This is a genomic window from Streptomyces sp. NWU339 (genome assembly GCF_003143855.1).
Taxonomy (GTDB): domain Bacteria; phylum Actinomycetota; class Actinomycetes; order Streptomycetales; family Streptomycetaceae; genus Streptomyces.
Window position 1 is genome coordinate 1 of sequence record NZ_QFRK01000085.1, and the last position, 16,167, is coordinate 16,167.

At 70.5% G+C, this 16,167-nt stretch carries 14 protein-coding genes; all 14 read left to right on the forward strand.

The window, feature by feature from the left end; genetic code table 11:
- Positions 1-1,910 (forward strand): penicillin-binding protein 2 (locus tag DIZ27_RS41590; RefSeq protein ID WP_181383967.1); only part of this gene is annotated, 1,910 nt, incomplete at its 5' end.
- Between the two features lie 254 nt (positions 1,911-2,164).
- Positions 2,165-3,685 (forward strand): UDP-N-acetylmuramoyl-L-alanyl-D-glutamate--2,6-diaminopimelate ligase, encoded by a 1,521-nt coding sequence (locus DIZ27_RS41595; protein WP_109383510.1) that lies wholly within the window; start codon positions 2,165-2,167, stop codon positions 3,683-3,685.
- A 4-nt stretch (positions 3,686-3,689) separates the two neighbouring features.
- Positions 3,690-5,120, forward strand: coding sequence for a UDP-N-acetylmuramoyl-tripeptide--D-alanyl-D-alanine ligase (murF, locus tag DIZ27_RS41600; protein ID WP_109383511.1), 1,431 nt, complete (start codon positions 3,690-3,692; stop codon positions 5,118-5,120).
- The gene (gene mraY / locus DIZ27_RS41605) at positions 5,120-6,211 is read left to right on the forward strand and encodes a phospho-N-acetylmuramoyl-pentapeptide-transferase (protein WP_109383523.1); all 1,092 of its coding nucleotides are present in this window, start codon (positions 5,120-5,122) and stop codon (positions 6,209-6,211) included. Before murF ends, mraY begins: the two co-directional genes overlap by 1 nt.
- Positions 6,193-7,620 (forward strand): UDP-N-acetylmuramoyl-L-alanine--D-glutamate ligase, encoded by a 1,428-nt coding sequence (gene murD / locus DIZ27_RS41610; RefSeq protein WP_109383512.1) that lies wholly within the window; start codon positions 6,193-6,195, stop codon positions 7,618-7,620. The genes mraY and murD overlap by 19 nt, the downstream gene beginning before the upstream one ends.
- A gap of 80 nt (positions 7,621-7,700) precedes the next feature.
- Complete coding sequence (gene ftsW / locus DIZ27_RS41615; RefSeq protein WP_109383513.1) at positions 7,701-9,053, forward strand: putative lipid II flippase FtsW; 1,353 nt, start codon at positions 7,701-7,703, stop codon at positions 9,051-9,053.
- Between the two features lie 6 nt (positions 9,054-9,059).
- Positions 9,060-10,154: an undecaprenyldiphospho-muramoylpentapeptide beta-N-acetylglucosaminyltransferase gene (murG, locus tag DIZ27_RS41620; RefSeq protein WP_109383514.1), complete on the forward strand. Its 1,095-nt coding sequence runs from the start codon at positions 9,060-9,062 to the stop codon at positions 10,152-10,154.
- A 49-nt stretch (positions 10,155-10,203) separates the two neighbouring features.
- A complete protein-coding gene (locus DIZ27_RS41625) occupies positions 10,204-10,998 on the forward strand; it encodes a cell division protein FtsQ/DivIB (RefSeq protein WP_109383515.1) in 795 nt (264 codons plus the stop codon).
- A gap of 279 nt (positions 10,999-11,277) precedes the next feature.
- Complete coding sequence (gene ftsZ, locus DIZ27_RS41630; RefSeq protein ID WP_109383516.1) at positions 11,278-12,471, forward strand: cell division protein FtsZ; 1,194 nt, start codon at positions 11,278-11,280, stop codon at positions 12,469-12,471.
- 17 nt (positions 12,472-12,488) lie between these two features.
- The gene (gene pgeF / locus DIZ27_RS41635; protein WP_375232073.1) at positions 12,489-13,196 is read left to right on the forward strand and encodes a peptidoglycan editing factor PgeF; all 708 of its coding nucleotides are present in this window, start codon (positions 12,489-12,491) and stop codon (positions 13,194-13,196) included.
- A gap of 6 nt (positions 13,197-13,202) precedes the next feature.
- On the forward strand, positions 13,203-13,934 hold the full coding sequence (locus DIZ27_RS41640; protein ID WP_109383518.1) for a YggS family pyridoxal phosphate-dependent enzyme: 732 nt from the start codon (positions 13,203-13,205) through the stop codon (positions 13,932-13,934).
- Between the two features lie 127 nt (positions 13,935-14,061).
- A complete protein-coding gene (locus tag DIZ27_RS41645; RefSeq protein WP_109383519.1) occupies positions 14,062-14,703 on the forward strand; it encodes a cell division protein SepF in 642 nt (213 codons plus the stop codon).
- Between the two features lie 50 nt (positions 14,704-14,753).
- Entirely contained in the window at positions 14,754-15,044 is a 291-nt protein-coding gene (locus DIZ27_RS41650) for a YggT family protein (RefSeq protein WP_109383520.1), read from the forward strand.
- Positions 15,045-15,096: 52 nt separating this feature from the next.
- Positions 15,097-16,167 (forward strand): DivIVA domain-containing protein (locus DIZ27_RS41655; RefSeq protein ID WP_109383521.1); only part of this gene is annotated, 1,071 nt, incomplete at its 3' end.

The window sequence follows — 16,167 nt, forward strand, 5'->3', positions numbered from 1 at the left end:
CCKCCCGCCCGAGCGCCCGGCAGCACCCCGGGCCCGGCCACCGCCCGGCCCGCCGCCCCGCCCCGCCCCGCCCGGCGGCCCCGAAGGCCCTCCGGCTGGGCAGCCCGCGCCCCCGCCTGCGCATGGTCGGCCTGGCCCTGACCCTCGTCCTGGGCGTCTTCGTCGTACGCCTGCTCCAGGTGCAGGCCGTCGAGGCCGACACCTATGCGGCGAAGGCCGGACAGAACCTCCAGGTCGGCCAGGTGCTGGACGCCGAGCGCGGCGAGATCACCGACCGCAACGGCGTCGCCCTGGCGACCAGCGAGGACGCCTACGACATCACCGCCGACCCCACGATGTTCGCCCCCGACCAGCTGGAGATCGCCGACGGCCCCGAACAGGCCGCCGCCCTCCTCGCCCCGATCCTCGGCCAGGACCAGGACAAGCTGGTCGAGAAGCTGCGGCCGGACAACAAGGCCCTGCGCTACGTCAAACTCGCGAGCCGCCAGACCCCGCAGGTCTGGAAGCAGATCAAGGACCTGAAGGCCGCGCTGGCGAAGAAGGCGGAGACCGACACCTCCTCCGCCAACGTCCTCGCGGGCGTCCTGTCCGTGCCCACCAGCAAGCGGGTCTACCCGAACAACAAACTCGCCGCCGGGATACTGGGCTGGGTCAACGCCGAGGGCAAGGGCGGCGGCGGCATCGAACTCCAGCTGGACAAGCGGCTGGCCGGTGAGGACGGCAGCATCCGCTTCGTCCAGTCCGGCGGCCGTCTGGTGCCGACCGCGGGGTCCAGCGAGACACCGGCCGTGCCCGGCAGCAACGTCGAGCTCACCATCGACCGCGACATCCAGTGGGCCGCGCAGAACGCCATCAGCGAGCAGGTCGAGGAGTCCGCGGCCGACCGCGGCTACGTCATCGTCCAGGACACCCGCACCGGTGAGGTCCTCGCCATGGCCAACGCGCCCGGGTTCGATCCGGGCGACCTCTCCGAGGCCGATCCGGCGGCGCTCGGCAACGCGGCCCTCCAGGACGCCTTCGAGCCCGGCTCCACCGCCAAGGTCATGTCGATGGCGGCCGTGCTGGAGGAGGAGGCGGCCACCCCGCAGACGCACGTCGTCGTGCCCAACCGGCTGCACCGCGGCGACCGGCTGTTCAAGGACGACATCGACCACCCGACCTGGTACCTGACGCTCAACGGGGTGCTCGCCAAGTCCAGCAACATCGGCACCATCCTGGCCACCGGCCAGCTCGGCAAGACCCAGGCCCAGGCCAACAAGGTCCTCTACGACTACCTGCGCAAGTTCGGCCTCGGCGACCACACCGGACTCGGCTTCCCCGGCGAGACCAAGGGCATCCTCGCCCCGCCCGACGCCTGGTCGACCTCGCAGCAGTACACGATTCCTTTCGGCCAGGGCGTGTCCGTCAACGCCATGCAGGCCGCGTCCGTCTACTCGACCATCGCCAACGGCGGCGTACGCATCGAACCCACGCTCGTACGCGGCACCAAGGGACCCGACGGACGCTTCACCCCCGCCCCGGAGCCCGAGAAGTCACGGGTGGTCAGCGAGAAGACGGCGAAGACCCTCGCCCGGATGCTGGAGTCGGTCGTGGACGACGAGGAGGGCACCGGAACCAAGGCGCGCATCCCCGGCTACCGGGTCGCGGGGAAGACGGGGACGGCCAACCGCGTGGATCCGGCCACCGGCAAGTACCACGGCTACACCTCCTCCTTCGCCGGGTTCGCACCCGCCGACAAGCCCCGGATCACCGTCTACTGCGCCATCCAGAACGCCACCGAGGGCAGTTACTTCGGCGGCCAGATCTGCGGACCCGTCTACAAGAAGGTCATGGAGTTCGCCCTCAAGACCCTCCAGGTACCGCCGACCGGTGCCGAACCGGCCAACCTCCCGGTCACCTTCAAACGCTGACCGGCCGCGAACCCCTCGCGTCCGGCCGGCACGGAACCACCCAGGAACAGCCCGTGACAACGATCACCCCCGATCCCGGGAACCGGGACACCCCCCGCCGTGTACCGGACCCCTCGTCCACGCCGCTCCCCCCGTCACCCCCGCCGGACGGGGCCGCGGGCGAGCCCCGCTTTGGCTCCGCGACGGGTGCGCCCGGTACGCTCACCGCCGTGCCACACGCTGATCAGTCGCAAACCACTCAGAAGGGCCAACCCGTGACATTTCCCGGGCCGCCCCGGCCGGCGCGGGTGTCCGCCACACCCCTCGCGGAACTCGCCGGTCAACTGGGTGTCACCGCACCGTCCCGGACCGTCGACGTCACGGGCATCACCCATGACTCGCGCGCCGTGCGTCCCGGCGACCTGTACGCCGCCCTCCCCGGCGCCCGCGCGCACGGTGCCGACTTCGTCACCCAGGCCGCGGGCCTCGGCGCGGTCGCCGTGCTCACCGACCCGAGCGGTGCCGAACGCGTCGCCGCGGCCGGGCTGCCCGCGCTGGTGGTCGACGACCCCCGCGGGGAGATGGGCGAACTGGCGGCCACGATCTACGGCCACCCGGGCCGCGAGCTGCTCCAGATCGGCATCACCGGCACCTCCGGCAAGACCACCACCGCCTATCTCGTCGAGGGGGGCCTCAGGTCCGTGCACAGCACGGGTTTGATCGGCACCGTCGAGATGCGGGTGGGGGACGAGCGCATCAAGTCCGAGCGCACCACGCCGGAAGCCCCCGACCTCCAGGCCCTGTTCGCCGTCATGCGTGAACGCGGGGTCGACGCGGTCGCCATGGAGGTCTCCAGCCATGCCCTGGTGCTGGGCCGGGTGGACGCCTGTGTCTTCGACATCGCCGTCTTCACCAACCTCAGCCCGGAACACATGGAGTTCCACTCCGACATGGAGGACTACTTCAGGGCCAAGGCACAGCTGTTCACCCCGCAGCGCAGCCGGCTCGCCGTGGTCAACGCCGACGACGAGTACGGCCGCCGCCTCACCAAGGAGGCCGGCGTCCCCGTCATCACCTACTCCGCGGAGGGGCACCCCGACGCCGACTGGCGCGCCGAGGACGTCGAGGTCGGCCCGACCGACTCGACGTTCACCGTGATCGGGCCCGATGACGAGCGGATCACCGCCCGGTCGCCGCTGCCGGGCCCGTTCAACGTGGCCAACACCCTCGCCGCGATCGTCGCTCTCGCCGCCGCCGGACTCGACCCGCAGGCCGCCGCCGACGGTGTCGCCGCCGTCCCCGGCGTGCCCGGCCGGCTGGAGCGGGTGGACGAGGGCCAGCCGTACCTCGCGGTGGTCGACTACGCCCACAAGACCGACGCCGTCGAGTCGGTGCTGCGCGCCCTGCGCAGGGTCACCGAGGGCAAGGTGCACGTGGTGCTCGGCTGCGGCGGCGACCGGGACGTCACCAAGCGCGAGCCGATGGGCGCCGCGGCGGCCCGGCTCGCCGACACCGCCGTACTGACCTCCGACAACCCCCGCTCCGAGGACCCCCTCGCCATCCTCGCCGCCATGCTCCAGGGCGCGGCCTCCGTGCCCGCCCACGAGCGCGGTGAGGTGCAGGTCTTCGAGGACCGGGCCGCGGCGATCGCCGCCGCCGTCGCCCGCGCGCAGCCCGGCGACGCCGTGCTGGTCGCGGGCAAGGGCCACGAGCAGGGGCAGGACATCGCCGGGGTGGTGCGTCCCTTCGACGACCGCCAGGTGCTCCGCGAAGCTATCCAGCAGACCCAGGGATGAACTTGTGATCGCCCTCTCCCTCGCCGAGATCGCCGAAGTCGTCGGCGGGCAGACGCACGACATACCGGATCCGTCCGTCCAGGTCACCGGAGGTGTCGTCCGGGACTCGCGGGAGGCGGGCCCGGGCAGCCTCTTCGTCGCCTTCGTCGGCGAACGCGTGGACGGCCACGACTTCGCGGCCGCGGTCGTCGAGGCGGGCGCGGCCGCCGTGCTCGCCTCCCGCCCCGTGGGCGTGCCCGCGATCGTCGTCGACGACGTCCAGAGAGCGCTGGGCGCCCTCGCCCGGCACGTCGTGCGGCGCCTCGGCGCGACCCTCGTCGCGCTCACCGGCTCGTCCGGCAAGACCAGCACCAAGGACCTCATCGCGCAGGTGCTGCGGCGCAAGGCGCCCACCGTCTTCACCCCCGGATCGCTCAACAACGAGATCGGGCTGCCGCTGACCGCGCTCACCGCCACCGAGGAGACGAAGTTCCTCGTGCTGGAGATGGGCGCCCGCGGGATCGGTCACATCCGGTACCTCACCGGCCTGACGCCCCCGAAGGTCGGCCTCGTCCTCAATGTCGGCACCTCCCACATCGGCGAGTTCGGCGGCCGGGAGCAGATCGCCCAGGCCAAGGGCGAGATGGTGGAAGCCCTGCCGTCGGCCGAGGAGGGCGGCACCGCGATCCTCAACGCGGACGACCCGCTCGTACGCGCCATGGAGTCCCGTACGAAGGCGAAGGTGCTTCTTTTCGGAGAGACCGACGAAGCGGACGTTCGGGCCGAGAACGTGCGACTCACGGACAGCGGACAGCCCTCTTTCAGGCTTCACACACCCTCCGGTGCAAGCGATGTGACCATGCGCCTGTACGGTGAGCATCACGTGTCGAACGCGCTCGCCGCGGCCGCCGTCGCCCACGAGTTGGGCATGTCCGCAGAAGAGATTGCACTCGCGCTCTCCGAGGCGGGCTCCCTCTCCCGCTGGCGGATGGAGGTCACCGAGCGCCCGGACGGCGTGACGGTCGTCAACGACGCCTACAACGCGAACCCCGAGTCCATGCGAGCCGCCCTGCGCGCGCTCGCGGCCATGGGCAAAGCCTCACAGGCGAAGGGGGGCCGTACGTGGGCGGTGCTCGGCAAGATGGCCGAGCTCGGGGACGAGGCGCTCGCCGAGCACGACGCGGTCGGACGGCTCGCCGTCCGGCTCAACGTCAGCAAGCTCGTCGCGGTCGGGGGCAGGGAAGCCGCCTGGCTGCAACTGGGCGCATATAACGAGGGTTCGTGGGGTGAGGAGTCGGTGCACGTGTCCGACGCACAGGCGGCAGTCGACCTGTTGCGCAGCGAATTGCGCCAGGGAGACGTCGTTCTCGTGAAGGCGTCCCGTTCGGTCGGTCTCGAGAGCGTGGCGCAGGCGCTGCTCGCGACCGGTACCGAGGGTGAGGTCGTCACCCGATGATGAAGCAGATCCTGTTCGCAGGAGTCATTGGCCTCTTCCTGACGCTGGTCGGCACCCCGCTGCTGATCAAGCTGCTCGCCCGCAAGGGGTACGGGCAGTACATCCGTGACGACGGCCCGCGCGAGCACGCCAGCAAGCGCGGTACGCCGACCATGGGCGGCATCGCCTTCATCCTGGCGACGGTCGCCGCGTACTTCCTGGCCAAGCTGATCACGAGCTCCCTGGACCCCGAGGCCGACACGTCGCCGACCTTCTCGGGTCTGCTGGTGCTCGGCCTGATGGTGGGCATGGGCCTGGTCGGCTTCCTGGACGACTACATCAAGATCGTCAAGCGGCGTTCGCTGGGCCTGCGGGCCAAAGCGAAGATGGCCGGCCAGCTGATCGTCGGCATCGCCTTCGCGGTGCTCTCCCTGCAGTTCGCGGACTCCCGCGGCCAGACCCCGGCCTCCACGAAGCTGTCGTTCATCACGGACTTCGGCTGGACCATCGGCCCGGTGCTGTTCGTCGTCTGGGCGCTGTTCATGATCCTCGCGATGTCGAACGGCGTGAACCTGACCGACGGTCTGGACGGTCTGGCCACCGGAGCCTCTGTCCTCGTCTTCGGCGCCTACACCTTCATCGGCGTCTGGCAGTTCCAGGAGTCCTGCGCCAACGCGACGACCCTGACCAACCCGGGTGCCTGCTACGAGGTGAGAGACCCCCTGGACCTCGCGGTGGTCGCCTCCGCGCTGATGGGTTCCTGCCTCGGCTTCCTGTGGTGGAACACCTCGCCGGCCAAGATCTTCATGGGCGACACCGGTTCGCTGGCGCTCGGCGGCGTCCTCGCGGGCCTCGCGATCTGCTCCCGCACCGAGCTGCTGCTCGCCATCCTGGGCGGCCTGTTCGTCCTCATCACCATGTCGGTGGTCATCCAGGTCGGCTCCTTCAAGCTCACCGGGAAGCGCGTCTTCCGGATGGCGCCACTCCAGCACCACTTCGAACTCAAGGGGTGGTCCGAAGTCCTTGTGGTGGTCCGCTTCTGGATCATCCAGGGCATCTGTGTGATCGTCGGACTCGGCATCTTCTACGCGGGATGGGCAGCGGACAAGTGACCGACTGGCAGGGCAAGCACGTCACCGTGGCCGGGCTCGGCGTCTCCGGTGTCCCGGCGGCGAAGGTGCTGCACGGGCTCGGCGCGAGGGTCACCGTCGTCAACGACGGCGACGACGCACGCGCCCGGGAGCAGGCCGCCGAACTGGAGGCGCTCGGCATCGCCGTGCGCCTCGGTGACGGCGCGACCCTGCCCGACGGCACCGAGCTGATCGTCACCGCCCCCGGCTGGAAGCCGGACAAGCCGCTGTTCGCGGCGGCGGAGAAGGCCGGGGTGCCGGTGTGGGGCGACGTCGAACTCGCCTGGCGGCTCAGGAAGCCCGACGCGGCGCCCTGGCTCGCGGTCACCGGCACCAACGGCAAGACCACGACCGTCCAGATGCTCGCGTCGATCCTCCGCGCCGCAGGCCTGCGCACGGCCGCCGTCGGCAACATCGGCGTCTCCCTGCTCGACGTCGTCACCGGCGAGGAGCAGTACGACGTGCTCGCCGTGGAGCTGTCCAGCTACCAGCTCCACTGGGCGCCGTCCCTGCGCGCCCACTCGGCGGCGGTGTTGAACCTCGCCCCCGACCACCTCGACTGGCACGGCTCCATGGAGGCGTACGCCGCCGACAAGGGCCGTGTCTACGAGGGCAATCGGATCGCCTGCGTCTACAACGCCGACGCCACCGACAAGCCGTCCACCGAGGACCTGGTCCGCGCGGCCGACGTCGAGGAGGGCTGCCGCGCCGTCGGCTTCACCCTCGGCACCCCCGGCCCCTCCCAACTCGGCGTCGTCGAGGGCATCCTGGTCGACCGCGCCTTCGTCGAGGACCGGTACGGGAACGCCCAGGAACTCGCCGAGGTCACCGACGTCGACCCGCCCGCCCCGCACAACATCGCCAACGCCCTTGCCGCGGCCGCCCTCGCGCGCGCCTTCGGGGTACCGGCGGCGGCCGTACGGGACGGGCTGCGGGCCTTCACCCCGGACGCCCACCGCATCGCGCGCGTCGCCGATGTGGACGGGGTCACCTATGTCGACGACTCCAAGGCGACCAACACCCATGCGGCACAGGCGTCGTTGGCGGCCTACGAGTCGATCGTGTGGATCGCCGGCGGACTCGCCAAGGGCGCCACCTTCGACGAACTGGTCGCGGGAGCGGCGGAGCGGCTCCGCGGCGCCGTCCTGATCGGCCGGGACCGCGAGCTGATCCGCGAAGCCCTGGCGCGACACGCCCCGGAGGTACCCGTGGTCGACCTCGGCCGGACCGACACTGGGGCGATGCTCCAGGCTGTCCAGGAGGCGAAGCGGCTCGCACGGCCCGGCGACACGGTGCTGCTGGCCCCGGCCTGCGCATCGATGGACATGTTCGCCAACTACAACAGGCGCGGTGAGGCGTTCGCACAGGCGGTGCGCGAACTCGGTGCCTGACCCGGCCGCCTGCGCCGGGCGACCTTGGGAGGGACCTGTGGGACCGTCGAGGTACCGTGGGGCGCACAGCGGAGGCCGCCATGCCCAGTAGCCGCACCGGACGGCCGCCCGCGCCGCGGGCGCCCCGTCCGCCCGCCGCGCCCCGGCCCGCCCGCCGGAACACCGTCCGCACCCTCCACACACGGGTGCGCAGGGCCTGGGACCGGCCGCTGACCGCCTACTACGTGATCCTCGGCGGCAGCGCGCTGATCACGGTGCTCGGCCTGGTGATGGTCTACTCGGCCTCCCAGATCACCGCGCTGCAGATGTCGCTGCCGGGCTCGTACTTCTTCCGCAAGCAGCTCCTGGCCGCCGGCATCGGGGTCGTGCTGCTGCTCGCGGCCGCCCGGATGCCGGTGAAACTGCACCGGGCGCTGGCCTACCCCATCCTCGCGGGCGCCGTCTTCCTGATGGTCCTGGTGCAGGTGCCGGGGATAGGGGTGGCGGTCAACGGCAACCAGAACTGGATCGAACTCGGCGGCTCCTTCCAGATCCAGCCCAGTGAGTTCGGCAAGCTCGCCCTGGTGCTGTGGGGCGCCGATCTGCTCGCCCGCAAGCAGGACAAACGGCTGCTGGCCCAGTGGAAGCACATGCTGGTGCCGCTCGTACCGGCCGCCTTCATGCTGCTCGGACTGATCATGCTGGGCGGCGACATGGGCACGGCGATCATCCTGACGGCGATCCTGTTCGGCCTGCTCTGGCTGGCGGGGGCCCCCACCCGGCTGTTCGCCGGTGTGCTGGCCGTCGCCACGCTGATCGGCGCGTTCTTCATCAGGAGCAGCCCGAACCGCATGGCCCGGCTCGCCTGCCTCGGCGCCACCGAACCCCAGGAGGGTCCCGTCGACTGCTGGCAGGCCGTGCACGGGATCTACGCCCTCGCGTCCGGTGGGATCTTCGGTTCCGGACTGGGTGCGAGTGTGGAGAAATGGGGCCAACTGCCTGAAGCCCACACCGACTTCATCTTCGCCGTCACAGGTGAGGAACTGGGCCTGGCGGGGACGCTGTCGGTACTCGCCCTGTTTGCGGCTCTAGGCTATGCGGGTATCCGCGTGGCCGGACGCACGGAGGACCCCTTCGTGAGGTATGCCGCGGGAGGCGTGACCACCTGGATCATGGCGCAGGCCGTGATCAACATCGGTGCGGTCCTCGGACTGCTGCCGATCGCCGGTGTCCCGCTCCCGCTGTTCTCCTACGGGGGGTCCGCCCTGTTGCCGACCATGTTCGCCATCGGGCTGCTGATCGCCTTCGCGCGTGACGAACCCGCTGCGCGGGCGGCGCTTGCGATGCGGCAACCTCGCTTTGGTAGAAAGCGGGCCGGGGGTTCTCAGCAGCCCCGGAGATGGAACACGATGCGACGGCGCGCCACGGCGGCACGTTCGTCCGGAGAGCGGTGAATTTCGGTGCATGTCGTACTCGCCGGCGGAGGAACCGCGGGCCACATCGAGCCCGCGCTCGCCCTCGCGGATGCCCTGCGCAGGCAGGATCCGACCGTGGGCATCACGGCCCTGGGCACGGAACGCGGTCTCGAGACGCGTCTGGTACCCGAGCGCGGGTACGAACTGGCGCTGATCCCCGCCGTACCGCTGCCGCGCAAGCCCACCCCGGAGCTGATCACCGTCCCGGGCCGGCTGCGCGGCACCATCAAGGCGACGGAGCAGATCCTGGAACGCACCAAGGCGGACGCCGTGGTCGGCTTCGGCGGCTACGTCGCCCTGCCGGGCTACCTCGCCGCCAAGCGGCTCGGTGTGCCGATCGTCGTCCACGAGGCCAACGCCCGCCCCGGCCTGGCCAACAAGATCGGCTCCCGGTACGCGGCCCAGGTCGCCGTCTCCACCCCGGACAGCAAGTTGCGCGACGCCCGCTACATCGGGATCCCGCTGCGCCGCTCCGTGGCCACCCTGGACCGGGCCGCCGTGCGCCCCGAGGCCCGCGCCGCGTTCGGGCTCGACCCCAACCTGCCCACGCTGCTGGTCTCCGGCGGCTCGCAGGGCGCCCGCCGGCTGAACGAGGTCGTCCAGCAGGTCGCGCCGTGGCTGCAGCAGGCCGGGATCCAGATCCTGCACGCGGTCGGCCCGAAGAACGAACTGCCCCAGGTGCAGCAGATGCCGGGAATGCCCCCCTACATCCCGGTAAGTTACCTGGACCGGATGGACCTCGCGTACGCCGCGGCCGACATGATGCTCTGCCGCGCGGGCGCGATGACCGTCGCCGAACTCTCCGCCGTCGGGCTCCCGGCCGCCTACGTTCCGCTGCCGATCGGCAACGGCGAGCAGCGGCTGAACGCCCAGCCGGTGGTCAAGGCCGGCGGCGGCCTGCTGGTCGACGACGCGGAGCTGACGCCGGAGTGGGTGCGGCAGACCGTGCTGCCGGTGCTGTCCGACCCGCACCGGCTGTACGAGATGTCCCGCGCTGCCGCCGAGTTCGGCCGCCGGGACGCCGACGATCTGCTCGTCAGCATGGTGTACGAGGCGATCGCCGCCCGTGCGCGGCACTAGGACAGGCCCTGGGCGCGTAGGTGAACGCGGATGACGGGAGGCAGGATTCGTGGCCGGATCGACGACCGCCGAGCGCGGTGGACGCCAGCGGGAGTCGTCCGGCCCGCCGCCCGTCAGGCGGTTGAGGCGGCGGCATTTTCGTCTGATCGTCATCCTGGCGGTCGCCCTGGTGTTCCTCGGGAGCGGGACGTTCTGGCTGCTGTACGGCTCCGATCTGGCCAGGGTGGAGCGGGTCTCCGTGTCCGGAACCCGTGTGCTGACTCCCGGGCAGGTGCGCGAGGTCGCCGACGTTCCCCTCGGGGACCCGCTGGCCATGGTGGACACCGAGGCGATCGCATCGCGACTCCGCCAGGAAATGCCGCGAATCGGAACAGTTGACGTGATTCGTTCCTGGCCGCACGAAATCGGGTTGGAGATCACCGAGCGCACCCCGGTTCTTCTGATGGAAAAGGGCGGGGAGTTCATTGAGATCGACGCCGAGAGTGTCCGGTACGCCACGGTTTCGAAGGCTCCCCGAGGTGTTCCCCGACTGGAACTGACCGTCCGCCGAAGCGGCACCACGGCCGCGAGCCTGCGCCGCTTCGGCGAGGCGCGGCTGGTGCGGGAGGCGGTCCGGGTCGTCCGCGACGTCCCGGACTCCGTCGCCCGGGTCACCCGGAGTGTCAACGTCCGTACCCACGACGACATCTCGCTGAAGTTGACGGACGGCAGGGAGGTCGTCTGGGGGAGCGCCGAGAAGGGTGCCGCGAAGGCCCGCACCCTCACCGCTCTGCTGAAAGTGGCGCCGGACGCACGGCACTTCGACGTGAGTGTTCCCACCGCCCCCGCGTCATCAGGGGGTTGACGTGCATCAGTGCAGGTCAACCCCCTGGTTGGGCGGTGCCACGGCTGATCACATAGGGTGAAAAGAAAAACGGGAGGTTCGGCGTGTTCGTTGAACGCGCGCCACTTGTCGACCTAGTGTCCTGTTCAGAAGACTCCAGGGAGCAGACACACTGGTAACCCTAAACTTCAACGTTAGGGTTCGGGTCGGTGATACGGACCGTCCCCATCGGCATCAGTCGTCGGACCGCGGCAAGGCCGTGAGACGGCGACACGTAACTCGAGGCGAGAGGCCTTCGACGTGGCAGCACCGCAGAACTACCTCGCAGTCATCAAAGTCATCGGTGTCGGCGGCGGTGGTGTCAATGCCATCAACCGGATGATCGAGGTCGGTCTCAAGGGCGTCGAGTTCATCGCCATCAACACCGACGCGCAAGCCCTGTTGATGAGCGACGCCGACGTCAAGCTCGACGTCGGCCGTGAACTCACCCGCGGACTCGGCGCCGGAGCCAACCCGGCTGTCGGCCGCAAGGCGGCCGAGGACCACCGCGAGGAGATCGAGGAGGTCCTCAAGGGGGCCGACATGGTCTTCGTGACGGCCGGCGAAGGCGGCGGCACCGGCACCGGCGGCGCGCCCGTCGTGGCCAACATCGCCCGCTCGCTCGGCGCTCTCACCATCGGTGTGGTCACCCGCCCGTTCACCTTCGAGGGCCGGCGCCGCGCCAACCAGGCGGAGGACGGCATCGCCGAGCTCCGCGAAGAGGTCGACACCCTCATCGTCATCCCCAATGACCGGCTGCTGTCCATCTCGGACCGCCAGGTCTCGGTCCTGGACGCCTTCAAGTCGGCGGACCAGGTCCTGCTCTCCGGTGTCCAGGGCATCACCGACCTCATCACCACGCCCGGCCTGATCAACCTCGACTTCGCCGATGTGAAGTCGGTCATGTCCGAGGCCGGTTCGGCCCTCATGGGCATCGGCTCGGCCCGCGGCGACGACCGTGCGGTGGCGGCGGCCGAGATGGCGATCTCCTCACCGCTGCTGGAAGCCTCCATCGACGGCGCCCGGGGCGTGCTGCTCTCCATCTCCGGCGGCTCCGACCTCGGCCTGTTCGAGATCAACGAGGCCGCCCAGCTGGTCAGCGAGGCCGCCCACCCGGAGGCCAACATCATCTTCGGCGCGGTCATCGACGACGCCCTGGGCGACGAGGTCCGGGTCACCGTGATCGCGGCCGGCTTCGACGGCGGCCAGCCGCCGGCGAAGCGGGACAACGTCCTCGGCTCCTCCTCGGCCAAGCGCGAGGAGCCCGCCCCCGCGCGGCAGCCCGAGAGCCGGCCGTCCTTCGGCTCGCTCGGCAGCGTCACGCCCAAGGAGGAGCCGGAGCCGGCCCCCGAGCCGGTCAGTGACATCCCGGTGGCCCAGCCGCCGGTCCAGCCGACGAGGGCCTACTCGGACAGCGCGGCCGAGGAACTGGACGTCCCGGACTTCCTCAAGTGATAGGGCGGCACGAGAGCGTGCGCAGCGCGCACTTCGCCTTCACCGACCGGTGGGGCGGGGTGAGCGCCGCTCCGTATGCGGAGCTCAACCTCGGCGGAGCGGTCGGCGACGATCCCGGCGCCGTACGCGTCAACCGCGAACTGGCCGCGAAGTCCCTGGGCCTCGACCCGGCCCGGGTGGTGTGGATGAACCAGGTGCACGGCGCCGACGCGAAGGTGGTCGACGCGCCGTGGGGCGATCATCCGGTCCCCGAGGCCGACGCGGTCGTCACCGCGCGACGGGGCCTCGCCCTCGCCGTGCTCACCGCCGACTGCGTGCCGGTGCTGCTCGCCGACCCCGTCGCCGGCGTGGCCGCGGCGGCCCACGCGGGACGGCCCGGACTGGTCGCGGGGGTGGTCCCCGCCGCCGTGCGGGCCATGACCGAACTCGGCGCCGACCCGGCCCGGATCCTCGCCCGCACCGGGCCCGCCGTCTGCGGCCGGTGCTACGAGGTGCCGAAGGGGATGCGCGCCGACGTGGCCGCCGTCGAACCGGCGGCGCACGCCGAGACGAGCTGGGGTACGCCGGCGGTCGATGTGGCCGGGGGCGTACACGCCCAGCTCGAACGGCTCGGGGTGCGCGACCGCGAGCGGTCGCAGGTGTGCACCCTGGAGTCGCACGATCACTTCTCGTACCGGCGCGACCGCTCCACCGGGCGGCTCGCGGGCTATGTGTGGCTGGACTGATGGGGCATGACGGAACGTAGGGACGAACTCGCCGCGAACCTCGCGGATGTGGAGCGACGGATCGCCGCCGCCTGCGCGGCCGCCGGACGCGGGCGCGACGAGGTGACCCTGATCGTGGTCACCAAGACCTTCCCCGCCAGTGATGTGCGGATCCTGTCGGAACTCGGTGTACGTCATGTCGCCGAGAACCGTGACCAGGACGCCGCCCCCAAGGCGGCTGAATGCTCTGATCTGCCCCTTTCTTGGCATTTTGTCGGACAGCTTCAGACCAACAAGGTGCGATCCGTGGTCGGTTACGCAGATTTCGTGCAGTCCGTCGACCGTGCCCGACTTGTCACGGCCCTCGCCAGGGAAGCCGTGCGGGCCGGACGCGAACTCGGCTGCCTCGTCCAGGTCGCGCTCGACGCCGATGAGCCCGCGGCGGGTGGGGGCCGGGGTGAGCGCGGCGGTGTCGCGCCGGGCGGCGTCGCGGAGTTGGCCGATCTGATCGCCGGGTCCGAAGGGCTGCGGCTGGACGGGCTGATGACCGTCGCCCCGCTCGCCGGGGAGTACGCCGGGCGGCAACAGGCAGCGTTCGAGCGCTTGATGGATTTGTCGACCGACCTGCGGACGTCTCATCCGGCTGCGAAAATGGTCTCTGCGGGGATGAGTACGGATCTCGAACAGGCCGTTGCGGCCGGAGCGACACATGTGCGCGTCGGCAGTGCGGTACTCGGAGTCCGCCCCGGGCTCGGGTAACGTCGCCAGGAAGTCGGACCACAGTAGAAAATATGGTCATTGCCGCTGATGGGCGGACTTGAGGACCTTGTGGATCGCGGGCACTTGGCGGTCGTCAGCGGATCCACCACAGAGGAGGACTCGGAGCATGGCCGGCGCGATGCGCAAGATGGCGGTCTACCTCGGCCTCGTGGAGGACGATGGGTACGACGGCCGCGGATTTGACCCAGACGACGACTTCGAGCCCGAACTCGACCCGGAGCCCGAACGGGACCACCGGCGGCACGAACCGTCGCACCAGTTGCATGGGGCACATCAACTCCAAAGGGACGAAGAGGTGCGAGTCGTGCAACCGCCTCCGCCTCGCGAGCCGGTTGCCCGGTCCGCTTCGCTTCCCGCTGAATCGGCACGCCCGGCGCGCATCGCGCCCGTGGCGTCCATCACACAAGAACGCGCGAACCTGGAGAAGAACGCACCGGTGATCATGCCCAAGGTCGTGTCGGAACGAGAGCCTTACCGGATCACCACACTTCACCCGCGGACCTACAACGAGGCCCGTACCATCGGGGAACACTTCCGTGAGGGCACCCCGGTGATCATGAATCTTACTGAGATGGATGACACGGACGCGAAGCGACTTGTCGACTTTGCGGCCGGTCTGGTGTTTGGTCTTCACGGCAGTATCGAGCGGGTGACGCAGAAGGTGTTCCTGCTGTCTCCTGCTAACGTCGATGTCACGGCGGAGGACAAGGCCCGTATCGCAGAGGGCGGGTTCTTCAACCAGAGCTGAGACGCAGGACCGGACAGAAGCAGGACACAGGGGAGAGGGACCGACAGACCATGAGCGTGTTCGCGCAGGTGATCTACATCGCGCTGATGGTGTTCCTCATCGTGCTCATCTTCCGTCTGGTCATGGACTACGTCTTCCAGTTCGCCCGCTCGTGGCAACCCGGCAAGGCGATGGTGGTCGTCCTGGAGGCCACCTACACTGTCACCGATCCACCGCTCAAGCTTCTGCGGCGGTTCATCCCGCCGCTGCGTCTCGGGGGCGTGGCGCTCGACCTGTCCTTCTTCGTACTGATGATCATTGTCTACATCCTGATCTCCCTCGTGGGCAGTGCGCTGAGGTGACTGTGGACGACATGGGCCTGCCGACTGCCGATGACTACGTTGAGGTGAAGAGATGCCGTTGACCCCCGAGGACGTGCGGAACAAGCAGTTCACGACCGTCCGCCTCCGAGAAGGCTATGACGAGGACGAGGTCGATGCCTTCCTCGACGAGGTCGAAGCCGAACTGACGCGCCTGCTCCGAGAGAACGAGGACCTGCGCGCCAAACTGGCCGCGGCCACGCGCGCTGCTGCCCAGAACCAGCAGAACATGCGCAAGCCCCCTGAACCACAGGACCAGCAGGGGCAGCAGGGGCCGCCTCCCCAGGGCATGCCCCAGCAGGGCATGCGAGGTCCCGGCGGACCGGTGCCCGCCGGCATATCGGGCCCGCCGCAGCAGCAGATGGGTGGCCCCATGGGTGGTCCGCCCCAGCTGCCGAGCGGTGCGCCGCAGCTGCCCGCCGGCCCCGGCGGACAGGGCGGCCCGCAGGGTCCCGGCCCCATGGGTCAGGGTCCCGGGCCGATGGGCCAGGGCGGCCCGATGCAGGGGCAGATGGGCCCCGGTGGTCCGATGCAGGGCCAGATGCCGGGCCAGATGGGCCCCGGCGGCCCGATGGGCGGCCCCATGGGCGGTCCTCCCGGCCTCCCCGGACAGCAGCAGGGCGGTCCCGGTGGCGACAGCGCGGCCCGCGTGCTCTCGCTGGCCCAGCAGACCGCCGACCAGGCGATCGCCGAGGCCCGTTCCGAGGCCAACAAGATCGTCGGCGAGGCGCGTTCGCGTGCCGAGGGTCTCGAGCGGGACGCCCGCGCCAAGGCGGACGCCCTGGAGCGGGACGCGCAGGAGAAGCACCGCGTCGCGATGGGCTCCCTGGAGTCCGCCCGCGCCACGCTGGAGCGCAAGGTCGAGGACCTGCGCGGCTTCGAGCGCGAGTACCGCACGCGGCTGAAGTCCTACCTGGAGTCGCAGCTGCGTCAGCTGGAGACCCAGGCGGACGACTCGCTCGCCCCGCCGCGTCAGCCGGCCGCCGCGTCGCTGCCGCCGTCCCCGGCGCCCTCGATGGCTCCGGCCGGTGCCGGTGCGCCGTCCTACGGCGGCAGCCAGCCGATGGGCGGCGGTCCGGGCGCCCAGCCCGGCCCGTCCTACGGC